23 protein-coding genes are annotated in these 24,334 nt (G+C 32.7%); 2 read left to right on the forward strand and 21 right to left on the reverse strand.

The window, feature by feature from the left end; genetic code table 11:
- Positions 1–85: 85 nt before the first annotated feature.
- The 6 genes from ACKI3H_RS03585 to ACKI3H_RS03610 form a co-directional block, all read right to left on the reverse strand.
- Positions 86–1,342 carry a hypothetical protein gene (locus ACKI3H_RS03585; protein WP_407370914.1) on the reverse strand — a complete coding sequence of 419 codons (1,257 nt, stop codon included), beginning with the start codon at positions 1,340–1,342 and terminating at the stop codon, positions 86–88.
- A 16-nt stretch (positions 1,343–1,358) separates the two neighbouring features.
- Positions 1,359–2,192: a hypothetical protein gene (locus ACKI3H_RS03590; RefSeq protein ID WP_407370915.1), complete on the reverse strand. Its 834-nt coding sequence runs from the start codon at positions 2,190–2,192 to the stop codon at positions 1,359–1,361.
- The gene (locus ACKI3H_RS03595) at positions 2,189–2,878 is read right to left on the reverse strand and encodes an ABC transporter ATP-binding protein (RefSeq protein ID WP_407370916.1); all 690 of its coding nucleotides are present in this window, start codon (positions 2,876–2,878) and stop codon (positions 2,189–2,191) included. The genes ACKI3H_RS03590 and ACKI3H_RS03595 overlap by 4 nt, the downstream gene beginning before the upstream one ends.
- Entirely contained in the window at positions 2,875–3,255 is a 381-nt protein-coding gene (locus tag ACKI3H_RS03600) for a GntR family transcriptional regulator (RefSeq protein WP_407370917.1), read from the reverse strand. Before ACKI3H_RS03600 ends, ACKI3H_RS03595 begins: the two co-directional genes overlap by 4 nt.
- Before the next feature lie 559 nt (positions 3,256–3,814).
- Positions 3,815–4,285 carry an SRPBCC domain-containing protein gene (locus tag ACKI3H_RS03605; protein WP_407370918.1) on the reverse strand — a complete coding sequence of 157 codons (471 nt, stop codon included), beginning with the start codon at positions 4,283–4,285 and terminating at the stop codon, positions 3,815–3,817.
- Between the two features lie 41 nt (positions 4,286–4,326).
- Positions 4,327–4,488 (reverse strand): hypothetical protein, encoded by a 162-nt coding sequence (locus ACKI3H_RS03610; protein WP_407370919.1) that lies wholly within the window; start codon positions 4,486–4,488, stop codon positions 4,327–4,329.
- A gap of 300 nt (positions 4,489–4,788) precedes the next feature.
- On the opposite strand from ACKI3H_RS03610, the gene ACKI3H_RS03615 reads away from it, so the two are divergent.
- Positions 4,789–5,382: a hypothetical protein gene (locus ACKI3H_RS03615; RefSeq protein ID WP_407370920.1), complete on the forward strand. Its 594-nt coding sequence runs from the start codon at positions 4,789–4,791 to the stop codon at positions 5,380–5,382.
- A 95-nt stretch (positions 5,383–5,477) separates the two neighbouring features.
- Here ACKI3H_RS03615 and ACKI3H_RS03620 read toward each other — a convergent pair whose 3' ends face one another.
- The 12 genes from ACKI3H_RS03620 to ACKI3H_RS03675 form a co-directional block, all read right to left on the reverse strand.
- Positions 5,478–6,785, reverse strand: a complete 1,308-nt coding sequence (locus tag ACKI3H_RS03620; protein ID WP_407370921.1) for a DEAD/DEAH box helicase — start codon at positions 6,783–6,785, stop codon at positions 5,478–5,480.
- 158 nt (positions 6,786–6,943) lie between these two features.
- Entirely contained in the window at positions 6,944–7,945 is a 1,002-nt protein-coding gene (locus tag ACKI3H_RS03625; RefSeq protein ID WP_407370922.1) for a Gfo/Idh/MocA family protein, read from the reverse strand.
- Positions 7,946–8,023: 78 nt separating this feature from the next.
- Positions 8,024–9,229 carry a helix-turn-helix domain-containing protein gene (locus ACKI3H_RS03630; RefSeq protein ID WP_407370923.1) on the reverse strand — a complete coding sequence of 402 codons (1,206 nt, stop codon included), beginning with the start codon at positions 9,227–9,229 and terminating at the stop codon, positions 8,024–8,026.
- 160 nt (positions 9,230–9,389) lie between these two features.
- A complete protein-coding gene (locus ACKI3H_RS03635; protein ID WP_407370924.1) occupies positions 9,390–9,533 on the reverse strand; it encodes a hypothetical protein in 144 nt (47 codons plus the stop codon).
- 715 nt (positions 9,534–10,248) lie between these two features.
- The gene (locus tag ACKI3H_RS03640) at positions 10,249–11,139 is read right to left on the reverse strand and encodes an aldo/keto reductase (protein WP_407370925.1); all 891 of its coding nucleotides are present in this window, start codon (positions 11,137–11,139) and stop codon (positions 10,249–10,251) included.
- Positions 11,140–11,294: 155 nt separating this feature from the next.
- Positions 11,295–12,140: a metallophosphoesterase gene (locus tag ACKI3H_RS03645; protein ID WP_407370926.1), complete on the reverse strand. Its 846-nt coding sequence runs from the start codon at positions 12,138–12,140 to the stop codon at positions 11,295–11,297.
- Positions 12,141–12,324: 184 nt separating this feature from the next.
- Positions 12,325–13,008, reverse strand: a complete 684-nt coding sequence (locus ACKI3H_RS03650; protein WP_407370927.1) for a hypothetical protein — start codon at positions 13,006–13,008, stop codon at positions 12,325–12,327.
- Positions 13,009–13,298: 290 nt separating this feature from the next.
- The gene (locus tag ACKI3H_RS03655) at positions 13,299–15,077 is read right to left on the reverse strand and encodes a hypothetical protein (protein WP_407370928.1); all 1,779 of its coding nucleotides are present in this window, start codon (positions 15,075–15,077) and stop codon (positions 13,299–13,301) included.
- 111 nt (positions 15,078–15,188) lie between these two features.
- Complete coding sequence (locus tag ACKI3H_RS03660; protein ID WP_407370929.1) at positions 15,189–15,827, reverse strand: TasA family protein; 639 nt, start codon at positions 15,825–15,827, stop codon at positions 15,189–15,191.
- A gap of 601 nt (positions 15,828–16,428) precedes the next feature.
- The gene (locus ACKI3H_RS03665) at positions 16,429–16,929 is read right to left on the reverse strand and encodes a signal peptidase I (protein ID WP_407370930.1); all 501 of its coding nucleotides are present in this window, start codon (positions 16,927–16,929) and stop codon (positions 16,429–16,431) included.
- 99 nt (positions 16,930–17,028) lie between these two features.
- Complete coding sequence (locus ACKI3H_RS03670; protein ID WP_407370931.1) at positions 17,029–18,159, reverse strand: carbohydrate kinase; 1,131 nt, start codon at positions 18,157–18,159, stop codon at positions 17,029–17,031.
- Positions 18,160–18,215: 56 nt separating this feature from the next.
- Entirely contained in the window at positions 18,216–19,679 is a 1,464-nt protein-coding gene (locus ACKI3H_RS03675; protein ID WP_407370932.1) for a UDP-N-acetylmuramoyl-L-alanyl-D-glutamate--2,6-diaminopimelate ligase, read from the reverse strand.
- Between the two features lie 266 nt (positions 19,680–19,945).
- Here ACKI3H_RS03675 and ACKI3H_RS03680 point away from each other — a divergent pair, with 266 nt between their 5' ends.
- Positions 19,946–20,374 (forward strand): hypothetical protein, encoded by a 429-nt coding sequence (locus ACKI3H_RS03680; protein WP_407370933.1) that lies wholly within the window; start codon positions 19,946–19,948, stop codon positions 20,372–20,374.
- Positions 20,375–20,552: 178 nt separating this feature from the next.
- On the opposite strand, the gene ACKI3H_RS03685 is transcribed toward ACKI3H_RS03680, so the two are convergent.
- The 3 genes from ACKI3H_RS03685 to ACKI3H_RS03695 all read right to left on the reverse strand — a co-directional run bounded on the left by ACKI3H_RS03685 (position 20,553) and on the right by ACKI3H_RS03695 (position 24,295).
- The gene (locus tag ACKI3H_RS03685) at positions 20,553–21,221 is read right to left on the reverse strand and encodes a P-II family nitrogen regulator (protein WP_301426653.1); all 669 of its coding nucleotides are present in this window, start codon (positions 21,219–21,221) and stop codon (positions 20,553–20,555) included.
- Positions 21,214–22,704: a DUF1538 domain-containing protein gene (locus ACKI3H_RS03690; RefSeq protein WP_407370934.1), complete on the reverse strand. Its 1,491-nt coding sequence runs from the start codon at positions 22,702–22,704 to the stop codon at positions 21,214–21,216. The genes ACKI3H_RS03685 and ACKI3H_RS03690 overlap by 8 nt, the downstream gene beginning before the upstream one ends.
- 328 nt (positions 22,705–23,032) lie before the next feature.
- Positions 23,033–24,295: a mechanosensitive ion channel gene (locus ACKI3H_RS03695; protein WP_407370935.1), complete on the reverse strand. Its 1,263-nt coding sequence runs from the start codon at positions 24,293–24,295 to the stop codon at positions 23,033–23,035.
- Between the last annotated feature and the right edge of the window lie 39 nt (positions 24,296–24,334).

Consider the following 24,334-nt stretch of genomic DNA (forward strand, 5'->3'; position numbering starts at 1 on the left):
AAAAAATAGTGGTAATTAAAAAGAAGAATGACATTCCCTCCATTTCTAAGCATGGAAAGGATGGCATTCTTTTTTTGTCTTCTTTTTACTGCTGAAATAAAACTTCGCTTAGGTGTAACTCATCTCTTTTAGCTGGTTGATTAACTTTTTCCTCGACTGCTCCTTCAAAAACAACCTCCCCAGAATTACTGTCAATTGCCATAATTTGCATATCTTTATCTGTTACTTTAGAACTTTCTACAAAGAAAACAATTCCATTATTCACTTGCACAACGACACCTGTTCTTAACACTTTTAATTGCTCTGCAGTTAATTCAACCGATTCAAGTTCTACTAACTCTTTTTGCTCTAAGGAATAAGAGTAAATAGACAGAGTTGTGTCATTTATTTTGTAAAAATACATTACAGAATTTTCTATAGCTATCGTATTGCCTAAAGTTGCATTATCTAATTCATCCGAAACATCTATTAAAAATTGTTCTCCTGTTTCAATATTTACACCTATTAATCCAAAAATAGGTTGATTTACTATTTCATTTTCGTCATATATTCCCATTTCTGTCTGTGAAACATCAAGCGTTACACGATAAACCAAAATTTTTGAAGTATGGATATCATTTCCTGCGTTCATTAACTCAACATATTGAATTTGTTTGTCTTTCTCATCGACTAGATCCAATTGAATTTTTTCGTCTTCTTCAATTTTTTCATTGGGTAAATCAATTGAATATAAATGCTGCTCATCTTGGCCATTTTCGCTATTTATTGAGTAACCATTTGTTATCACCATTAGTTTATTATTGGCAACTTGAACGTCTTCTACATACATAGAAATATAGTCCGTTGCTTTTGGAAAATCTACTGAAAAGGAAAGCACGTCATTTGTCTTTTTGTCCAATACTTCTATGAGAAATTCTGAATCTTCAGTGACAGCAGACATGGAATCCAACGTTATATCTGCATAAGCTAATATAGAATCATCTTCAAAATAGTTGACTAAGTCTGGTTCTTTTCCACGCATAAAACTTCGATAATCTTTTTGCAATTGAGTCAATTTTTCATTAGCACTCACGCTATCTTGTAGTTGATTTAGATAAGGCTGAGTTGAATAGTAAGTTGTACCCTCTTTAGCAATCTCTACTTCTGTTCCCGCTCCATAATTGTTATTTTTATGGTAATACCCTTCTATGGACATGTTCTCTATTAATGTTTCGTCACCACTTTTTGCTGAGACTGTGAATTCTGGTCTGGTCTCTGCCGAAAAAATAGGTTGAATATAATAAATGCCGATTGAAAGAATAACTAATCCTGCAATGATACCTAATTTTCCATAACGCTTCATATTTTCCGCCTCCTCTTTAGACTGTTACTTTTTTATTCAATAAGTAGTGACTCATCCAGCTGCTTATTACAATAACAAACAATCCCATAATAACTTCTATGATAAATAGTTCAACAGGGTAAAGCCAATTAAAACCAAGTAGCTCATTGACAATAACTGGTGATAAAAACACAAGAAATAAACCAATACTAAAACCTATTCCCATTATGATTCCTTTAAAGCGGAAACTTCTTTCAAACAATACAGTTGTGAATCCTAAGAAAAGCAACACAAATCCAGTGCCATAATAAACGATAAATGAAAGAAAAGATTGTGGTATAAATAGAGAAAGATAATAAGATATTTCACTTAATTGTTGCACAGATAGATCCAAACGTATGTCACTTGCAACTAACATTTTTAATAATTGGCTCTCAACAAGCAATAAAATAAGTTGAATTGATACCAATCCAAAAATCATTAAAGCTATAGTTGTTAGTTTAGACCAAAAGACAGTCATACGAGACGTTGGCAGCATCAATAACCGATAAATAAACGTATTCTTGCCCACCCACTCAACATACCAGATATAAAAACTATAGAATAACACAGCCGTTACACAGATGAGAATAGGCATCGAAAACCAAATATTGTTGATTACCCAAAACATGCTCATTTCACCTGTTTCACTTAAAAATTGAGCTTTTGGCATCTTATTTTGATAGACTGCTTCATTTAATTGATTTATGTAATTTCTAGATTCTATAAAAACTGCAATAAGCTGTGACACAATAGTCAACCCAATTAAAGAAAAATACAGTTTTACACAACGGTTAAATTCAAAATTTACCAGTTTCAAATAGTTTTTCATGGCTGAAACACCTCTCTCATAACGTCAACAACAGACTTTCCTTCTTCTTCGCGAACTTGTTCTGCATTAAATTCTCTCAATACAATACCTTCATCAATTAGCACTACTTTATCAATCAAATGCTCAATATCATTAATTTCATGGGTTGTTATAATAACTCCGCGATCTTCAATCAAGTGGCTTGTAAACACATTGGCGATTTGTTCGCGACTAAAAATATCGATTCCAGAAAAAGGTTCATCCATTAATAAATAATCAACATCTAACGCCAAACCTAACATCAAGTTCACTTTAGCCGTATTTCCTTTAGAAAGGGTAGATATCTTATCCTTTTTTGTTAATTTGAAAAAGCCTAGTAACTCTTCAGCTCGTCCTTGATTCCATGATTGATAAAAATCTTGCATGAATTGCATGGCTTGTTCAATTCTAAATCCAGGAAGCATTGTCATCGTATCCGGTATAAACGTAATCTTTTCATAACTATTTTTATTTATCTTCTCTCCATCAATGAGTATCTCACCGCTGTTCATTGGAGTTAAGTTCATGATTCCATTTAAAATAGTCGTTTTACCTACACCATTAATGCCGATTATACATGTAATTTCGCCTTTATTAGCTGTAAACGAAATCCCCTTCAAGACTTTTTTCCGGCCAAATTTTTTCGTGATTCCTTTTACTTCAATCATTTTACTCCTCCTGATTCATCCATATATTTTTCTTTGATTAACCTTATGACTTTATCTAGTGGTATTTGAATCGGACGAATCGCAGTCACAAAAGAAGAAACGGCTTCTCCCAACAATTCATCTTGAACGTCTCCCAAAACACTTTTATTTTCAGTAATTTTGCTTGGTGAATTGCTTTCTGTATAAATCAAACCTTGTTCCTCCATTTCCTTATACGCTCGCTGGGCTGTGTTCGGATTGATTTTTAATTGACTTGCTAGTTCACGTCTAGATGGCATTTCTTGACCCGGCACTAATTTTCCTGCTGCAATTTCTTCTTTAAACCGACGAACGACTTGTTCATAAAGCGGATCTCGTTTATTAAAATTAACGTTCATAGCAGCCTCCCTCTTGATTTCATTCTTCGCAACTGTATTAATGGATGCATACACGTCAGATAAAAAAAGTGTGTTAATCGGTTAATACACCTTCAACTGTATTATATCTTTAATACACTTTTCTTGTCAATTACTTTTTATTTATTATCCTTGGACATTTTTATGTATAAAGAAATGGCATTATGTCAAATAAACTTGGTCTACTAAACTCTAGAAAGCTATATATCTGGAGCTTTTTAGATAACACACGACATTGATTACTATTCTTAAATTATTTTTGGATTGGAGAATTTTCGGAAACGAAAAGTTTTCTATACTAAATGTATTATTATATAGAAACGGCCTAAATCCTATTTTTTAGCAATAATTTATTTGGTTTATTAGCTAGAGCCTCTACAACTAATCATTCATAGTGAACATTTATTCAGATTGTTGAGTAGAAGCCCTCTAGATGATATTTGCTCATAGTAATTCATATAAAATATTAAGTAGTATACTGTTTTCTTTCACACAAAAAGAAACCAGAGAAATGATAATCAATTTCTCTGGTTTCATAATCTTATTTAGTTAGTTGTTCATTGTATTGAGGATAGACCTTGTTCCATTCTTCTTGACGATCTTCAATTGGTTTATTGGCTAATAATAGACCAATCACATCCAAACAAACATGCCAACCTGCTATGTCTCGTGCTGTATGTTCAGTTACTTCTTTCATGTATTCTTTCAACACTAAGTGAGTTCCTCTTGGATTCTCACTTAAGTTAAACCGAATCAAATTTTTATCCCAGGTAAATTCCCATACTTTTGGAATCTTTACTTCAGTTATTGTCATTTCTTCATAGGAACCATCTCCTATATCAAATAACAATTTTCCACCTTCAGCTAATTCATGAATCCTAAGTTCACTAAACCATTCTACCAAGTGGTCGTTATCTGTCAACATTGTCCATACTTCCTGTATAGGATAAGGAAAATCACGGTGAAACTCTGCAACTGTCTCATCATTCACTTGTTGTATTTCTGCCAACATTTTGTTACCTCCAGTATGTTTTACGTTTTTCTTCTGAACAGTTAGTCTTCTTTCTTTTCCCCTTTATTGTATAAGACAAAACCTAAAATAATCAGTATTATGCCGATTCCTAAAATGAGTATGCGGTGCTCCTCTAGGCCTGTGAGTCCTAATATAACGGCAACAAATCCGATTGTCATCATAAACAATCCATTTTTCAGCATGATTTCTCATCCTCACTATTTTGTATTTCATCTCTCAGTCAATAATTGAATTTCTTCTTCACATACCTATTTTCACCAAAATGAAAACGTGTGTCAAATTTTTGCCCTTATTTTGAAGGTTATTGCATAAATAACGCTTCCACTTTATTTTAGGATGTGCTATCATACGAAAAAGCTTTCCTACTTTCATTATATGCCCTCGCCAAGCCAGCATGTCCATTAGCATATTCCTTTGTTTCTTTACTAAATCTTGTTACACTAACGTTAATGAGTTTGACTAAAATGAAATGAGGTAGTTTGATGAAACAGTTAAAGGTAGGCCACTATCCCATGTGGACATATTCAATTCTTATCCTTACTCTTTTTTTTGCTGGGTCGCTTATTACTGGCTGTGGAAAAATAGATAGTAACAGTACGGATAGTGCTTCTGCTCAGCAAAAAGAGTCCCTTTCTGCTTCTAAATCTAGTAATGCAATAGCCACGCCACTTGAATCAACCACTATAAAAGAAGATGACGGTGTGATTACCTTTGATGATTTCAAAGGGTATTGGGCTACTTTTGATTCAAAAGAATCTGTTCCTTTTCAATCTGATATCGGGAAATATACTGTTGCAATAACGGATGACTCCTTTATTCCGGGTGAATGGGGAACCACTTTAGGTGGCAGTGATATTCTTAGTTATACGATTGATGAATCTATGCTAACGTTAGAACTTTATACGCCTGATTCGAATCTTGAGGGCAAAGATGAAACGTATTTATTAACACTAGAACTTGTCGAAAAAGACGGCTTGTTTGTTTTAAAATCAGCTAACGGATCAGTCATTTTTTACCCTGTTACCTCCCAAGAATTTCTAGATGCCGGTTGGAAAATACCTAGTGACAGTTTATAAAAGAGGTTAGGTGTTAGGTTTCAACTTGCTTTTAAAAATTCATAAAAAAAAGACTAGATAAATACATTTTGTATTTTTTCTAGTCTTTTTTTGCATTATTCGATCTCTTTATTTTTTGTTTTTCTGCGAGCACCCTTATTTTTATCCACTTTTTTGCGGTGTTTCTTCTTTTTCTTAACGGGTTCACTGATTTCTTTTTTAGTTGCCTCAACGGTTGGTTTAATAATCCTTTTCACTTTAACAGGTGCTTTTACTGCTTCAGATGTTTCCGGCTGTTCTTCAGCTAACGGACGCTCTTTCACAATTTCTCCACCATACAAGTAGACTTGGCTCAATTTGATTTCCAATGAAGAAATCAATTTCTTGAATTCTCTTAATTCACGTTCATTGACCAAGGTCAAAACAGTTCCGGTTTTCCCCATTCGTGCCGTACGACCTGAACGATGAATGTAACTTTCTTTCGTTTGTGGAACATCATACTGGATTACGTAGGGTAAGTCCTGAATGTCTAACCCTCTAGAACCTACATCTGTTGTTAACAATAATTTGATTTTGCCATCACGAAATTGTTGCAAAGCTTGTTTGCGCTCTGTTTTGTATTTTTCACCATGTAAAACAGCTACAGAGATGCCTTCATAATTCAATTTTTCAAAAGCCAATGTTAAATTGGCAACATTATTTACAAAAACTAACCCTCTAAAGTCTTTCATATGTGTCAATCGTCTAAGCGTCTCTACTCGTTTACGTGTGGGCGTTTCAATATACGCATGAAGGACTTCACCTTTAGATTGATCCTCTTTTGTTGCATCGATCCATTCAGGTTCTACATTAAACCATTTTGCCAAATCTTGCATCAGTTCATTACTGGTAGCAGAAAAAAAGCCCATTTGACGTTGCCCAGGCATTTTATTGACTAGCTTTCTTACCGTTGCCAATTGCTCTTGCTGCAATAATTGATCTGCTTCATCCAAAATAACCGTTTGTACTGTATGCAATTTCAATTTTTTTGTTTCAGAAATTTCAAAAATCCGACCGGGAGTACCAACAATAATTTCTGGTTTTTCTTTCAATTTATCCAACTGGCGATTTAAATTGGCTCCACCAATAATAGTCTGACTGTTTAAGCCTAGTTGACTAGCCCATTCTTGGACTACTTCTCCTACTTGAATCGATAATTCTTGTGAAGGTGTCAAAATAACTACTTGGACACCTGCTTTTGGTTTAACTTGTTCTAAAGTTGGAAGTGTATAGGCTACTGTTTTACCAGTTCCAGTAGGTGAAATACCCACCACGTCTTTTCCTGTTTTTAGGGGTTCATAAACTTTTTCTTGAATAGCAGAAGGTTCTTTATATGCTAATGCTTCCCAATGCTGTTTAAATGCGGGTAAACTGTTTTCTATCATCATTTAGTCCTCGTTTCTTTACGTACCTGTTGTTATCAAGCTCTATCATATCAAAATTATACTGTTTCAGCTAACTTTTCTACTGTTATTTTTTATTTCATCAAATTAAAAAGGAAACTCGAATAAATGTTTCGGGCTTCCTTTTTAATATCTTTATTTTATTTTTCGTCTGCCGCAAAAACGATACCAGCATCTTTACGTAAATCTGTCATTACTTGATTCACTTCTTGGCTTAGCGTCAACCATTCCTTGTATTCCTTTTGTTTAGCAACGTCATCAGTGAAATTGATCACATCTGCAAAGTCTTTAGCTTCATCCATCATTGGGTTCTCAGAAGCTTTTTGAGCAATGCTTTCTTTCAATTTTGTTTTACGATCAATTACTTCAATAGTGGTGATTGATTCAATACTGTCCATCGATAGTGTTTTATTTAAACCATAAATTTCAGATGGCAAATAAGAATTAACCATTTTACCGGCCAAAATTGTTACATCAAATCCTTTGTAGCGTAAGATGATGGTTCCCTTTCCATCGACTCCTGTAGCAATTTTCGTGCAGAAGTAATGACTGCTTTCCGGCATACCAAACCATGAAATCGCAGCATATAAAGGATAAACACCTAAATCGGCCAAAGCTCCACCAGAATAGTTTAAAGAGAAAATATTTGGTTCTTCTCCATTCAAAACAGCATCATAGCGAGAAGAATACTTCATATATGCAAAGGTCGCACCTTGAAGACTTTCAATCGCTTTCACTTCTTCTTTTACAATTTTAAAGTTTTCTTCATGAACATGACGTGCTGCTTCGAATAAAAACACCTTGTTTTCTTCAGCTACTTGAGCTGCAGCGATCCATTCACGCGGATTAGAAAAAATAGGTTTTTCTACGATAACATGCTTACCTGCATTCATTAAAGTAACGGCTTGTTCATAGTGCATGCTATTTGGTGATGCAACGTATACAACATCAATATCTGAATTTGTAGCAAAGGCTTCTAAACTCGTTTCAAAAACAGTTGCATGGTAAGGTTCGCCAAAAGCTTTTGCTTTTTCAAGCGATCTTGAATACACACCGACTAATTGATATTCTTGCGTTGCAATTGCTGCATCTACAAATTGATTCGTGATCCAATTCGTTCCAATAATACCTAAATTTAACATCCTATCAACCCCACCTAATTAATCGTTCACACGTTAAGTGCAAGCGTTTTTTTATTTTATCATACCATATTCTTCTCTTTATGGGAAAGGTGAATACGCGTTTATCTGGTAGTTGCACTTTTCATTCGTTTGTTTGATTTCAGTTAAAATAGTTCGGATAGTTTTCCAATTCCGTTCATTTGGAGCATAATCAATCCCTATTATTGGTATTGTTTCTATAATATTTTTTCTAATCTCTTTTATTTGAGAGTCTGTCACCACAACATCTATTTCTGAATTTTGAAATTTATTTTCTGCCAAACTATAACACTTTAGTTCGTTAGGAAAATAATTTTTCAATATATCGGCTAAAAACAATTCATGATTTTTACCAAAATGAGAAATAATCAAAACATTTATTTTAGTTTGTAGTTGTATAACCTGAGATGTCAGACCTTCCCAGTTGATAATTAAGATATACAAAAATCCAAGAGTCTCTTCATTTGTTTTTGGAATCCAATCGCCAAAAGACCAATCTTCTAATTCAGAACGTGCCAAATTTATAAATGAATGATAAATTTTATCTATTTGATGCAATGTTTTTTTTGCACGGTCAATAAAAAAGAAGTTACGCCCTTGGAATTCTTTTTTATACATTATATAATGAAAAATACGTCGCTGCAAAACAGCTTTATTTGTTAGAATGAAGGAATGTTTTTCAGAAAAACTCGTTAAAAATTGATCAATTTGTTTGAACGTTTCTACTATTTCTATGGTTGCATAATGGTTTGTAAGATTTGGTTTTAAATATCTATTCATGTAGTAAAATCCCATAAATTCAATTTCTTGTTTAGCTACGATAATTGATTTATCTTTTAGAAGTTCTTCAATAATGTTTACTACTTCCTTAGTTACTTCTATGGGAGCATTATAATGATCTAATGTACGACCTTTACTGATCCGTTCGGGAACTATCAGTAAATAAATAGATAATTCATTTTCCATAATAGGAGATAAATCGACATTTGTTCTTACTGCAAGTTCTTGTACAATCTCTACAGCCTTGCTAACATCAAGGTACTTCGCTATTCCAACTTTAGTTCCAGATTTTTCCCAGAAAAAAAGACTATAAAAATATCGAATTTGTTTCTCTGAACCAACTATTTTCATTGGCTTTTTTTGAATAGTTAAGTTGTAATCCTTGAGAAATAAATTTATTTGCTTAACACAGCGTAATATAGAAGATGTACTAGTAAATAATTTTTCAGCATACTCTTCTACAGTATACTGTTTTTCTTGATACAAATATTCTAAGATTTGACAACATAAATTCTCAGCTAGAATTTATTGATAAACACTTTCCATTTGAAAAGTTGCTGGCAAATTCAATTTAACTCCATGGTGATTAGATGTAACAAGTTTAATTGAATGTTGAGAAAAAGTATTGTAATAGTATATATCTGCTTTAACACTTCGAACAGAGCAATTTAAGTGCAGAGCAATTTAAGTGCAGAGCAATTTCTTCTATTGTCCACCATTCGTCTTTACTATTCAGCAATTCTATTAATTCTAAACGCCTCAATGAACTTGAATCCATCAATAATCTCATGGCAATCTACACTCCCACATTCTTATTTTAAACGTTAGAAACAAACTATGTATAACTACTTTTTTCCAGACAAAGAATCGCCTCATATCGCAGACGATTCTTGCGGAGAACTCATATAATGATTTTGTTTAGATGAAGGGGTAATCTATCACAATTTGGCATGGGGTATTGTGAGTAGATGAGGATGCAAATATAAAACTAGATCGTCTAACTAGTTTAGTTTAAAACCATCCGTATTGATAAGTTTGCCAAACAAATCGTGGATATACGGAATCGTCTTAAGGAGAGAAAACAACTTATAGGGTATGAGTATTACTAGGTAATTTTGAGGTCTTAAAGCAGGGTATGATTTGGTCCTTTAGTATTAGAGTAAACGCTTGTAAGAGGGTTTGGACAATGGGACAAGAGACGGGAAAAAGACAAACAATTGTTTATTTTTTTCAGCGCATCACTCCTCTGTCAATTAAGTACCATCAGTATAGCAAATTCTAATCAAATTTTCATTTCAATTTATGCACTACATTAGGCAATTTATGATTAGTTTATTTTTACCCACCTAAACATTTGTCCTTAAACTAAAAAAACCAATGAATAAAAAATGTTAAAAAAACATTCTATCCATTGGTTTTCATTAAAATTCATGTCATAAACTGATATTTATTCAAAAATAGGATTAGTTTAGTTATAATTTTTTCATTTAAAAGTAAAAAGAAGCTTATCTGCGTCCTTGTTTTTTTTCACGACTTGTTCGAACTCTTAAATTTCCTGCACGATAAGTCTCATTAGGGTTTCGATCTCTATTTTGTTTATCCAAATTATTAATAGTGTTCATATCCTCGTCTGATAGCATAAAATCAAACACTTCAATATTTTCTTGCATTCGATCTTTATTACTAGATTTTGGAATTGGAATGACATCGCGCTGAATATCCCAACGTAAAGCAACTTGAGAAGCTGTTTTACCGTATTTTTCACCGATGGTTGTCAAGTGGCGTTCTTTACTGACATTCCCTCTTTTTAAAGGACTATAAGCCATTGTCACAATATTTTCAGAATCACAAAAGTCATTTAGATCCTCATTAGGATGCCCTGGATAAACTTCATACTGATTGATAGCTGGATTTACTTTTGCTTCTTTTAATAATTCAGATAAATCGCCTCTACTAAAATTAGAGACTCCGATTGAACGTGCTCTACCTGATTCATAGATGTCTTCGAGTGCTCTCCACGTATCTAAGTTTACTGCATCGTCCTTATCCGGCCAGTGAATCAGTAACAAATCAACATACGGTTGGTTTAACCGACTTAAACTTGCTTCAAAAGATTGGATAGCATTATCAAACCCAGCATCTGTTTTCCAGATCTTAGTAACAAGAAAGATTTCATCACGAGAGACACCTGAACTAACTGCACGATTGACTCCACGACCAACATCTTCCTCATTATCATACTGTGAAGCTGTATCAATTAATCGGTACCCTTTCATGATTGCTGAAAAAACAGCATCTTCAGCTTCTTGTCCGGTCATTCCACTAGTCCCTAATCCAATTCCAGGAATCGTGTATCCGTTGTTTAACGCCATTCTGTCTAATAAGCTTACTACCATAGTTATCCGCCTCCTAAACTTTGTGTTATCTTTAGTTTAAACAACGCTCGCTTAAACTTCAAAAGAAAACACTTACAAATCGAAAAAAGACAGAATGTGAAACGCACAATTGTGTGCTTAGTTTCTGTCTTTTCAGCTAGAAAAAATTTAGTTTCTTAATGTAAAATAACAACTACCATTTCTGGACGATTGTTAAAACGAAATGGAAAGGTAGAATTTCCAATTCCCCGACTGACCATCATACGATAAGCTGGCATATTTGGATCATAATAAATTCCACTGGTGTACGCAGGTAACTTCCCTTGACCTGGTGCAAACAAGCCGCCTAAGAAAGGCAATCGAACTTGCCCACCATGAGCATGTCCACTAAGGGTAAGCGCTGGAACACGCGTTAAGTCCATTAAATACTCTTCAAACAATTCGGGATGGTGTGCCAATAAAATACGCGGTTTTGTACGTAGCGATTCTTCAATGGTCACCTCTCTCAAAATAGGTTTTGGCGTGTTCTCAAAATCTTCTTTCTCAGACAAACCCATAACTACGATTCCATCGTCTCCAATTGGTAACCAATCTGCTTCATCAATCAATACTCTTACTCCAGCAGCGGTTAGAACTGTTTCCCATTTTTGCAAATGACCTGACATCAAGTCATGGTTTCCGGTCACAGCATAAGTTGGGGCGATCTCAACTAAAGCCTTACAAAAAGATTTCAATTCTTTTTCTGGAAAATCACCACGTATATCTATCAAATCACCAGTCAATGCAATCATATCTGGTTTTTCTTTTGTAACTTTCTCAATTAACTGTTTTATAGAAACGCCTTGACGTGGAAAATGTAAATCACTTAAATGTACAATTTTTGCTCCACTTAATTTTTTCCCCGTGAAAGGTAATTTAATTTCAACTTGCGTTCGTTGTAGCTGTGTATTTTGAAAATATAAATAAAGAACAATACTACCTATAAGTGCTAAAAATATACCAACTATTGTCCATCCTGACATACTTATTCCCCCTTGACCAAACCAAAACTAATTACTTTTTCTTACTGCTCTAATTAATTGATTTATTTAATGTACTAGTCTTGCCTTATTGTATCATAGATTTCTTTATAAAACGGTTACTATTGAATGGTTCTCATCAAAAAAATTCCGATTCTTTTATCTAAAAGAATCGGAATTGGCTTTATTAATTAGTGTAAACCATTTTTGTATTTATTAATGTATCAGATTTTACTGATTGAAATGAGTACTGTTCCTTGCCACTTTTTATCTCAAGCTCAATAGCTTGGATTTCCTTTTCAGCATTATATGTCATTAGTAGATCTATTAGTCCTTTTGATTGAGTTAATATAGTATCCACACTTAAACCTGCTTCAATTGTTAGTTGAATCGTAAGGACACCACTCATTAAGTCAAAATTATTCTTACTAACATCCCATTGTTTAGAAAGATTAGTATCTGGTACTGAAGTTGCATTATGGTAAAAATGTGTCATTTTTACTCCATCATTCGTTGTTTCAGCTTTATAATTTAATTCTTTTTTTGAATTCATTTCTTTTGCAGAGTCGCGATAAGTTAAAATAGTCACTTCTTGGTGTTTTTCTTTCTTTAATTCTTTTGCTTCTTCAATTATTTCTTTTTCTGTACTACTTGAAGAAGAAATAGATACTATAGAATCAAACTTTTCCAATTTTTCCGATTGAAAAGTAGTGCGGTAGTTGCTGGCTAGTCCATCTATTGCATTGGCGTAAACCGGTTGAAACAGATAGCCTAAAAAGAATAAGCTCCATCCTAGAAGTACAACTAAACTTAAACGAAGGTAGATTGCGTTCTTTTTATGTATATGAGTATGAACTGTTGGATTTCTCATAAAAAACACCACTTCCTATTATTCAATTTTAATCTATTGTTATACACTCATTTTACTCTTTATGTTATAAATGTCACGTTTTATTTATGTAAATATTGTATAAAGATTCTATTTAATTAATAAAAACCCTTACATTTATAAAAATAAGAATCAAATTAATCTTTCAACAACTTTTAAATCTCATTTATATAATCGGCATAAACATCTAATTGTTAAGTATTATTTTAAAATAGAATACAAAAAAGACCCTAACAATTGTAGGGGTCTTTAAAATATATTCACTTAATTATTCATTCTTTTTCAGCAATTGTTTCTTTATCGTCTTTTGTTACTTCAGGTATATTCTCATTTAGTTCAATAGTCGTTTCAATTGATGACGGATCAACTACTTCATCCGCTTCTTGGGATTCATTAACCGGTTCTTCAATCACTTCTTTTACAGGCTCTTCTACAATCGTTGCTGAACTTTCTACTTTTGTGGTTAACATTTCTTGACTCTCTTCAGTACTATTTTGCACTTTTGTCTCTTCTTTTAGTGGTTCTTCAATAAGAGAACTTATTCCCATTATCTTAGCATTATTTTGCATTTCTAATTTTCTAGAAATTACCAATGTATTACCTGTATCACCTGTGATTTTTACGTTTAAGGTAGTCTCATCCAATTTTTTATTGGAATTTAACCACAAAGAAAAAGTTTTATTACTATTCACCTTGCTTGATACAATTTTTCCATTATTTCCAGTTATCTCAACGTTAACTTTTTCATTTTTTAATTGAACTTCTTTGAAATCTTCTGGTCTTACATATGGAGCTGAGTTGTAGTTAAGACGTTTAAAAGATAAAATTTGTTCATTTTCTGTTAGTTTAATTGACATTTGAGCATAGTTTTTAGGCGCATCTGGTATATCAGTATTTAAAACTAATCTAGTGGCAAAAAATTGATCATAAGTGTGTGAATTATCATAATAGCCATATTTTTCCGCTTCATACATACCATATTTTTGAACTTCAATATTTAAACTCAATTCATACCTATCTTTATTCGCATATGTGAGTGAAGCATCTGGATTAGCTGAATTATAGGAGTAATCTTCCTCTAATTTAAAAGTAATGATTATACCATGATGTTCTTTATTTAGTTCTATCGACTCTACCTTAATAGCATCATTGCCTGTAGACAGCTGAGAAATATTAAATATCTGCTTGATTTCTTTTGTACCATCTTTTTTAGTAATTTCTTTTGTTAAAGGTTCATTTTCTGGTAGCTGAATATATAGCATAGCTTTGTTTAAGTTTTTAATATACTTTTTATTTGAGTTAGTTATATTAGTTGTTTCACTAAAAAGCATTTTCATCTTTTCTAAGCTATAACTATACCTTTCATGTCCTGCTTTAACAAATGTACTTTTATTTGGCCAATAACTTTCTTCTTCAATAACTTTCGGAACTAACAAAACGTTATTCTCTAGAGTTATTTCATCCGAAAACATATTAATATCCGCATTTGAAGCATTCGATTGGATCAATCTAAATGTAACTATAATTTTCAGTTTTTCCTCTTTAGCAGGAACACTACTTTTATAAGATATATTAACTGGTACTTTACCTACTGAATTAGGTTCAATAACGACATCACTACCACTAGAATTCTTTACAAAAGTAAAGCTATGAGAGTTTAAAGTTGATGCAGTTGCATCAACTTTATTTGCTACATTTCCCAAATCGATTGAGATAACCGTATTTTTTAGTTCTTCAATAGGCAATATTGATCCGTCTTCTTTTGTCACATCTATTTGGTAAGCTAACTTTGCAGACAAACTTCCTTTATTTACAAGAGTACTTGAAGCCATTTTTACTGGATTTCCTTCAGTAAATTTAACTGACTCAACGATTTTTGTCTCCAACGCATCTAAACTAATGGTTCCTAATTCCAACTGAATTCCTAAATTTTGATTAGCTGTATCACTAAACATTGCTTTTACATGTATTGAAGGAGATAACAAGAAAAAAGCAAAGCAAAGCAAACTTATTTTTACTAGCCCATTTAAATCCTTTGTTAGCTTTCTCATGTTATCCCTCCTAATTATTATTTTAAGCACAAAAAAATTCTGAATAAAAAACGATTAGATAATCATCCTAACCGTTTTTTTTTACTTTTTTTGTAACCTTTATTTTAAATGCTAATTTGCTCTAGCAAAGTCTTTTGAATTTGTTTGGACTGCTTTTACTGTAATAGCTTCTTTCAAATAATCCTTTGTAAATTTGGCTTGATCTAAAGCAGTAGCATTAAATTCATTTCCTATTAATGGATCAACAGTTATAGCTACTGTATAAGTTTTTTCTACATCTGGAGCTAGTAAAAAGTTTTCTTCAAGACCTTTAATAGTAATCTTAAATGGTCCATCAGTAAATTCACCGTTTTTTTCAACAGTTGAAAGTTGTACTGGTATATTCGCTGAACTTAAATTCACTTTAACATCAAGAGATCCAGTATTTTTAATTGAATATGTTCTTACGAAAGAATCTCCTGGACGTACGTTAGTATATTTCACATTATCTTCTTGTTTTACTTCAACTAGTTTATCATTTTTAGCTTTTGTCACATCTAAATTATCTCCTGTTGTTAATGGTTTATACTCCCACATTGTTGTATTATCTGTAGATATATCTACCGTCCCTAAAGACAATTCAATATTCCCTTGTTGTTTTGCGCTATCTGAAAAATATGCCCGTGTGCCATATGCTGCCACACTGATAATTAATAAAGTTCCTAGTAGTAATGGTAATTTTTTTAGTCTACTTGCCTGTGCTTTTTTCATTTGTATGATCTCCTCCATTGTCTTTAATTGTTTGCTTGTTTCCAACACTCGTAACTATAGTATTGAACAAAAAAGATGTCAAATAATAAAGTATTTATTCAAAATAATAAATATACATCATCCAAGATATGAATTTTGTTTTTTAATATCTTTGTAAATAAAACTTTGATGTTCAAACAAATTGCATTAAGATGGCCTTTCGTGAAGCAAATGTTATATTTCAGTATAAAAACGTGTGTAATTTTAAACAAATTAACAACATTTGTTTAAACTAAAAAAGTATAAAACGGATATTTAATGAATAAAAAATTCCATTGTGTACCTTTTATCCATATTAGCTGCTACTTTATGAAAAATAGACCGTTTTTTAGTATGAATTATAAAATTAAAATAAATACTTACTAATTCTCATTTTTTTATTCATTTTTTTTTGCACCTAATTACTAGATTAACTTTTAAAAAAAATCAAAAAAAATAGAAAGTGGATAAATTTATCCACTTTCTATTTAATAAACACGCTTACTATTGCATAAATATTTTTATGTCTAAAATGTGACAATTTAATAAACAAACAATTAACAAACAGTTGTTTATTAATTAATTACTGTACTTCTTCTTCTTTTGTTGTCGGATTAAGATAAAGGTAGATAAGATAGATACCCATTAAAGCAACAATTATTGCAAAAGCAATCGGTTTTTGTAAGAAAGTAATGACATATCCAAAGTATGGAATTAGCATTTTTTGAGTTCCTATGTAGGCCTCTTCTATTACAAAACCTTGATCTTGAATATTGTTGGCATCCCCTTTTGTCACTAATCCTTCAGTCGTTCTGTCCACTACTCTATGTGTAACAAGTTCTTGGTTGTATTGAAATGTAATAACATCAGTATTTCTCACGTTATCATAAGGATCCATTTCAACAATAATAAAATCACCTACTGCTATTTTGGGTTCCATACTTCCGCTTACGACAGTATATCCTTTGTATCCAAATAATCCGCTGCTATCAGGAGCAGAAAAAAAGCTGATTCCGGCGATTATTACGAAAATAAGAACAACAACTACTGCTATAGTTGTTCCAATAGTTTTTACAATTTTCATGATTAATTTCCTCACTATCTTTAAGCTGATTTAAAGATAGCATATCGCTAGTATTAAATCTATATTATATCGTTTATAAACAAACAAAAGTCATTTTTTTTATTTGTAAAATACTTTATCAATCAAGCACCCATTGTATTCATTTTGTATCTGCTTTTTGGATAAATTAGGACGTACAACATACAAAGACTGAGAAGTATGATAAGCATTCGTTAATCCTACTTTAATACTTTCAGATAGGGATTCACCCTGTAGACGGTTAAATACCAGTCCAGCACAAAAAGCCTCATTCATTCCCCAGTTATAATGGTCATTTTGTTCGCTTGAGTAATTAAAAATATGGATACCATCTTTCTGAGATCCATACGCAATTTTGGTACTTCCTTTAGAGACAAAAACGTTTTCAGGTCCTTTTCCATTATCCAACCACTTTTTCACTGCATGTATTAAATCTTCATCAGTTTTAATACTCATGTTAAAGTGAGCTTCAGTTTCATTGGTTTTCGTAATCAGCATTTTTATTCCATCTAAATAACTTGGAAGATTCGATAACTTTTGAACAGATACAGTTAGTAAAACAATAGGGATATTATACTTAATGGCAAAACTAGTTAAAAATTCAGTTGTTTCCTTAGGACAGTTTAAGTCGATGATGATATATCTAGATCGCCTTAAGACGGATAAATGCTTATTGATCCAATCGGGAGTCATTTTATCATAAATGTCCATTTCAGCTAAGCCTAAAACCATTTCCCCGTTTTTATCGATTACTTCCATAAATGTTCCAGTAGGACATCCTTCAATTGTGTCGACAGCTTTAATATTCATATAATGTTCCGAATGTTTTTCAATCATTTTCCATTCTGTATCATTTCCAACGACGGAAAACAACATCACTTTTTCTTCTAAACGACCTAAATTTTCAGCAATATTACGTGCTACTCCCCCAACATTTGTCCGTGATAGTACATTATTTGATGTTCCTTGAATTAAGGTATCTTTAACTAAGTATCGGCGATCAATGTTTGCTCCACCAATACAAATAATAGGTTCTTCATCATTTAACACATATGCCTTTCCTAACAAATAATCTTTTCTTACAAGGCCCGAAATGAGATTTGCTGTAGCAGAACGGGACAACCCAATCACATTTGCCAATTCTAGTTGAGCTATAAATGGATTCTCACGTATCGTTTCTAAAATCAACTTTTCCTTTTCATTAAGACTCATCGTAAGTTTTTCCTTCCTGAGTTACATTTTTTGGTTGCTGCATCGGTTATTACTTATTAATGACCTGAAGTTGATAGTTTATTTTTTTGCAAATATAGAACTGTTTCTTGATCGGATGTTGTGTTTAATGCATAGTTTTCTTTGTACTGCTCGTGACCCTTACCTAACAATAACACCCAGTCGCCTGATTGGGCATTTTCAATAGCTTTTTGAATAGCTAGTGTTCGATCCATGATGATACTTGTCGAATCTTCTACTTGGCATTCTTTTTGAATTAATACATAATCTGTGTATAATTTATCAATTGTTGAACCAAAAAGTTCCGTTACTGTTAAAATAGAAGAATTGCTTAAACGAGTTACATTTTCAAGCATTGCTTTTCGTTTCGATGTATCACGGTTACCGGCGAATCCAAATACTGTGATAACATGATTTGCTCCATTATTTATTGCCGTATTGATTGCTATTTCTAGAGCATCCGGTGTGTGCGCATAATCTACAACGACTGTTACATTGTTTTCTAAATGAAAGAGTTCAAATCGTCCTGAAATACCTGTGAAATCTGACATATACGATTCAACTTTTTCATATGGAACTCCTAACTCATGAGCTACACAGCTAGACATAGATAAATTATGCAAGTTATGCATTCCTGGTAATGGTGTACGAAGATTATACTCCTTATTTTTATGCATTACTAATACATCGTTTAGTTCCTTACTTAAAATTTGAATATCGCTAGACGATTTTTCTCCTACTGTTAGAACTTTCTTACCTTCTGCAGTCAAACGATCGATGAGTTTTATCCCCCAGCTGTCATCACTATTAATAATTGCTATTCCATTTGGTTTAATTTTTTGAAACAATAATGCTTTGCATTCAAAATATTCTTCCATAGTATTATGATAATCCAGATGATCATGTTGCAAGTTATTAAATATAGCATAATCAAATTGAATTCCTTCTAAACGGTCTTGTTCTAGTCCTTGAGATGAGACTTCCATAACAACAACTTGATCTGTTGATGCAACTAATAATTGATTGATTGTTTTCGCATTAGGGGTTGTATTAATAGTATGGATTTTTTTACCGTTGATTTCATTATAGATGGTACCAATCGAGGAAACGCTGTAACCTTGTTTTTCTAATAGATGTTTAATAAAAAAACTAATTGTGGTTTTACCATTTGTTCCAGTAATCCCTATCATAATTTTATCTTTTGAAGGATCTCTATAAAATAATTTTGAAGCTTGCCCTAGCGCCTTTCGAGCACTTTTTACTTTTAGATAAGGAACATCTAAATCCATAAGTTCGTTTTCTCCGATAATTAAAATAGCTCCATTAGTAATTGCTTGTTGAATATAGATGTGCCCATCTTTCTTATATCCCTTTATTGCAATAAAAACATAGCCAGGTTTGATTTCATTTGAATTATCAGTAATCCCTTTTACTTCTAGTGATTGATCCAAGGTGTCGCTGTATTCTAAATGACCCATTATTAGCATATCTTTTATTTTCATTGTAATCAGCTTCTCCTCTTTTCCTTTGAATACATACAAAGTGAAATTGTATGTTTTATTCTTTTGATTAATAAACACTATTTATTACAAATTAAACCATTTTTCCGTAATAATATTCAGTATCTATTCACTATCTTAACCTAGATAATCCTTAATTTCAATTTACTTACCTTTTATATTGAAAAATAATATTTAAAATAGCTTTCTAATTTAGGTTAGCTAAATTAATGTTTACTGTGTCTACTTAGATAGAAATCGCTTCTGAGTTGATCGAATTACGGTTTGTTTCTTCAACTCAAATGAAAATCGTTTCTGAGTTAATCGAACTAAGGCTCGTTACTTCAACTCAGATGGCAATCATTTCTGAGTTAATCGAACTAAGGCTCGTTACTTCAACTCAAATGAAAATCGTTTCTGAGTTAATCGAACTAAGGCTCGTTACTTCAACTCAAATGAAAATCGCTTCTGAGTTAATCGAACTAAGGCTCGTTACTTCAACTCAGATGGCAATCATTTTTGAGTTAATCGAATTAAAGATTATTATGCATACTCAAATGAGATTCCAAGTTCGATATAATAGTAGCTTCTCTTCTCACTGTCAAATCCGGTCCGATTTGGAAGAAGTGCAGACTATCGCAACTTACTTCGATAAAACGATACACTCACAAAAATTTATTTATCCTTTGGCTATCTAATGGCTATTTTCCTTTTGATGAACTAATTTTAAAACACATCATAAGATAAATAGCCTGATAGTTAAATTTGTATATGTATTGAATAATCTACTATCAATAAAAAAACACAAAGAAGATAAAGCATCTTCTTTGTGTTTCCAATATTTTTCTAAAGAACTAAATGTGACTCTTTGCATCCTTAGAATAGGCCTCTTGTGTTGGTTACGTCCATAGTGAAGAGTACGCCGTTTCCTGGTTGTTCGATTTTTAATGCATTGCTGATGGATGCGACCACGGCATCTGTGGTATGTTGTTCTGTTAGGATCATCACAACTTCTTTTTCTGGCTCAATATCCATTGAGAAAAGTCGGCTAGTTTCGTGGCTTCCGGAACCACGAGCATTGATAACTGTTCCTCCTTGAGATCCAGCTGCAACAGCAGCATCGATTACTTCTTCTGCTTGACCACGATCTACAATTGTAAAAATAGCTTGATGCATAATATCCTCAACCTTTCTGCCGTGAGCATCTGTTTTATAGACGCAATTTCGGTTTCCTAATAAATTCGCAATAGGAATTGTAAACGCAATTCCTCTATTTCTTTTTTTCAGTTGCAATTTTTCTGTTAAAGCATCTAATGCTGCTTCTGCCGTTTCTTTGCGTGCAGCCATAATTAAAACTTCTTTTTTGACATCTGCTAGGCCAAAAAATTTCAATGCTGAGTTAGATGCTGTACCTAAAGCTCGAAAAACTGTTCCTCCTGATACGCCATTCTTCTTAGCAATTTGCAGAGCCTTACTACCCGTCCCGCTATTCACTACTAAAAACAACAAATCATAATCCATACCTTCAATAATCGTGTTACTCATTCGATTGGATTCCTCCCTTACGAGATTTGATTTTAAACAATATACCAAGTATTTCTAACGTAATGATTGGCATCATAGCTACCATTGCAATCATCCCAAATCCATCTAATAAGACATTCGCTCCTTCAATTGATTCAGCTGCTCCTTGTACAAATGCTAAAATAAAGGTTGCTGTCATAGGTCCTGAAGCTACTCCACCAGCATCGAATGCCATCCCAACAAACATTTTGGGCGTAACATACATTAATCCAATAGCCAAAATATATCCTGGTAAAATGAAATGCCATAATTGTAATTCTGGAATTAAAATACGAATCATTGATAAAAGAACCGCTAATCCGACACCAATGGATAGTGCTGTTAAAACTACTTTCCTTCTAACATAACCATTTGTGACATCTTCAATTTGATGCGTTAAAACATATACAGCCGGTTCAGCCAATATGGTTACAATTCCTAATACAAAGGCTACAATTAACACAAAAATGCTGTTGTCTAATGCAGCTACAGTATATCCTACCACACTTCCAACTTCCATGAAACCAGCATTTACTCCAACTAAGAAGATAACTAAACCAACAAAAACGTAAATAATTCCTTTTAGTATTCTCATTAATTTTTTCTTTGATAATTTCAAGAAAAAGACTTGGTAAATTAAAAAAATACTAACAATAGGTACTAAAGCAATTAATATTTCTTTTGTAATAGTAGGAAAATGATGAATAAATGGCTCAATCACTGATTTAGATCCTGATAAATCTACAGCTAAACTGCCTGAAATTTCATCTTGTCCGCCAATAATATTCATTAGCATAACTGCTATAATGGCTCCTGAAGAAGAAATGGCTACTAAACCAAAACTATCCTTTTCAGAAGCTTTCCCATTTTTTTTCAAGTTAGATACACCTAATGCTAACGCCAGCATGAAGGGCACTGTTAATGCGCCTGTTGTAGCTCCCGAAGCATCAAACGCCATTGCTAGGAATTCATTTGATGTAAATAGTGCCAGTAAAAAAATAACAAAATAAATTCCAGTCAATAACTTATACAACGGAATATTAAATACAATTCGCAATAAACCAATGGTCATCATGACTGCGATCCCAATAGAAACATATATCAATATACTCATATTGTCGATAACGCCTCCAGTAACATCTGCAATTTGATTAGCTAAAATATGCAAATCAGGTTCAGCGATTGAAATAAAGAAACCCAGCACAAGTCCAGCGATAACGACGACCCAAACTTTATTGCTCTTGGCAACTCCTTTTCCTAAATTTGTTCCAATAGGTGTGATTCCTATATCTGTTCCTAATAAGAAAATAGCTAACCCAATAACCACAAACAAAGCACCCAATAAAAAGCGCAACAATAAGCTAGTCTCAAGTGGTGCTATGGTAAAATTCAGTATTAAAACAATCACAACGATCGGTAATACTGAAAGTAAAACTTCTTTGAACTTTTCTGTAAGTATATTCAACTAAATGGCACATCCTTTCTAACTTTGGTCATGATGTCTTTACCTAATGAGGGTTGCTGAAGAAAACAAAAAGACGAATACATTGAATTAAACCCTTCTTTTTGAATGTTCAAATACCTATTTATCTAAGCTGAACTTATTTTTTGCTTTCATCAACCACCCATGCAAGTACCTACTTCACTACCTATCTTTAATTGTACCACAAGATTTACTGTAATTAAAATTGATTAACGGTTTCTACCTATATAACTTATTGAATAAATGATTCGTTTACACAGTAAAAAAGCGAACCTCTACTAGTAGAAGTTCGCTTTTTTATTCCACTATTTTATAAAGTTGGACCTTGATCATCTGTTGAGTTATTTTCTTTTTCCATCTTTTTATCTAATTTTGCTAATTGACTTTTAGCAAAATCGCGTCCACCAATACCAAATGCAACTGCAAAAGCAACTGACAAAGCTCCTAAGATAAAGATGAAGGCCAAGTTAACAATGCTTGTAGCAAATTGTAATTGGTTTAAAGCCATAAATACGGATAAAATGATTAGGATGTATTTCAAAATTTCACCAGCAAACTTATTGCCAGTAGATTTTGAAATGAATCCACCTAATGCAGTTCCACCTACAACACCGATTCCTAAAATAATTAAAGCGCTAAGGACAAGCGGTAAGTAAGCGATCACTGCTGCACCAATAGCATTTAGAACTTCTAAGTTTAAAACATTTAAAGCTTCAACTACGAAGAATACGCTAATAACAACAGTAACTGTTTGTCCAATAATTTTAGCTAAATCAAAATTCATATTTCCTGAAAATTTAACGTATTTAGCTAAATTGTTGACACCAGAACTTGAAAGTAAATCTGATAACAAATTACCTACAAATTTAGCAATTGCAATACCTACAGCTAAAAGAATTACAGCTACAATGATATTTGGAATAGCAGCTAATACTTGATCCAACACACCTACGATTGGACGTGAGATAGATTGAATATTCAATGTTTCTAAAGCAATTGTGATGATTGGGATTAAAACTACAATATATGCAAGGTTTCCTAATACTTTAGCCATTGTATTCTTTGGACTAGTACTAGGAGTTGCATCAGCATCTGAACCAGGATTTGTAAATTTCGAAATCCATTTATCCACATTTAGAGTTAGAGCTAAGTTGTAAACAAGATTTTTAACAAAACGAGCTACAAATACTCCAACTGCTACAATTACTGCTGCAGCAAGTAAGTTTGGCAAGAAGTTTAATGCACTATCAAACATATTTGAAATTGGTTGAGCAACTGCATCTAATCCTAACATACTTAAAATACCCGGTAAGAACAATAGCCAAATTAAGAAATAAAGTACTTGTGCTAGAGAATCGATTGTAGTGTCTGCCTGTTCCTGTGAGTTTGTTACACCCCATTTTGTTAATAGTCGACCAAATCCGGCTGCTTTCAATCCTTTTTGGACAGCTTTTTTAACGAGTGTAGCTACAAACCAAGCTAGTATTAATAATAAGATTGCGCCTAACAACGTCGGAAGAAAATCTAAAAATGAATTTAATCCTGAGTTGACTGTTTCTGTTACATTGTTCATATTTTACATCTCCTTTTCTTTAATGTTTTCTTTACATTT

It is taken from the genome of Carnobacterium sp. (assembly GCF_045617425.1).
GTDB lineage: Bacteria > Bacillota > Bacilli > Lactobacillales > Carnobacteriaceae > Carnobacterium_B.

Bases quoted from the DNA above. Each gene is read 5' to 3' on its own strand.
- ACKI3H_RS03655 (WP_407370928.1), bottom strand. From the start codon at position 15,077: ATGAGAAAGCTAACAAAGGATTTAAATGGGCTAGTAAAAATAAGTTTG.
- ACKI3H_RS03635 (WP_407370924.1), bottom strand. From the start codon at position 9,533: ATGAGATTATTGATGGATTCAAGTTCATTGAGGCGTTTAGAATTAATA.
- ACKI3H_RS03665 (WP_407370930.1), bottom strand. From the start codon at position 16,929: ATGAAAATTGTAAAAACTATTGGAACAACTATAGCAGTAGTTGTTGTT.
- ACKI3H_RS03695 (WP_407370935.1), bottom strand. From the start codon at position 24,295: ATGAACAATGTAACAGAAACAGTCAACTCAGGATTAAATTCATTTTTA.
- ACKI3H_RS03605 (WP_407370918.1), bottom strand. From the start codon at position 4,285: ATGTTGGCAGAAATACAACAAGTGAATGATGAGACAGTTGCAGAGTTT.
- ACKI3H_RS03620 (WP_407370921.1), bottom strand. From the start codon at position 6,785: ATGATAGAAAACAGTTTACCCGCATTTAAACAGCATTGGGAAGCATTA.
- ACKI3H_RS03685 (WP_301426653.1), bottom strand. From the start codon at position 21,221: ATGAGTAACACGATTATTGAAGGTATGGATTATGATTTGTTGTTTTTA.
- ACKI3H_RS03645 (WP_407370926.1), bottom strand. From the start codon at position 12,140: ATGTCAGGATGGACAATAGTTGGTATATTTTTAGCACTTATAGGTAGT.
- ACKI3H_RS03625 (WP_407370922.1), bottom strand. From the start codon at position 7,945: ATGTTAAATTTAGGTATTATTGGAACGAATTGGATCACGAATCAATTT.
- ACKI3H_RS03640 (WP_407370925.1), bottom strand. From the start codon at position 11,139: ATGGTAGTAAGCTTATTAGACAGAATGGCGTTAAACAACGGATACACG.
- ACKI3H_RS03600 (WP_407370917.1), bottom strand. From the start codon at position 3,255: ATGAACGTTAATTTTAATAAACGAGATCCGCTTTATGAACAAGTCGTT.
- ACKI3H_RS03660 (WP_407370929.1), bottom strand. From the start codon at position 15,827: ATGAAAAAAGCACAGGCAAGTAGACTAAAAAAATTACCATTACTACTA.
- ACKI3H_RS03590 (WP_407370915.1), bottom strand. From the start codon at position 2,192: ATGAAAAACTATTTGAAACTGGTAAATTTTGAATTTAACCGTTGTGTA.
- ACKI3H_RS03670 (WP_407370931.1), bottom strand. From the start codon at position 18,159: ATGAGTCTTAATGAAAAGGAAAAGTTGATTTTAGAAACGATACGTGAG.
- ACKI3H_RS03650 (WP_407370927.1), bottom strand. From the start codon at position 13,008: ATGAGAAATCCAACAGTTCATACTCATATACATAAAAAGAACGCAATC.
- ACKI3H_RS03595 (WP_407370916.1), bottom strand. From the start codon at position 2,878: ATGATTGAAGTAAAAGGAATCACGAAAAAATTTGGCCGGAAAAAAGTC.
- ACKI3H_RS03615 (WP_407370920.1), top strand. From the start codon at position 4,789: ATGAAACAGTTAAAGGTAGGCCACTATCCCATGTGGACATATTCAATT.
- ACKI3H_RS03675 (WP_407370932.1), bottom strand. From the start codon at position 19,679: ATGAAAATAAAAGATATGCTAATAATGGGTCATTTAGAATACAGCGAC.
- ACKI3H_RS03585 (WP_407370914.1), bottom strand. From the start codon at position 1,342: ATGAAGCGTTATGGAAAATTAGGTATCATTGCAGGATTAGTTATTCTT.
- ACKI3H_RS03610 (WP_407370919.1), bottom strand. From the start codon at position 4,488: ATGCTGAAAAATGGATTGTTTATGATGACAATCGGATTTGTTGCCGTT.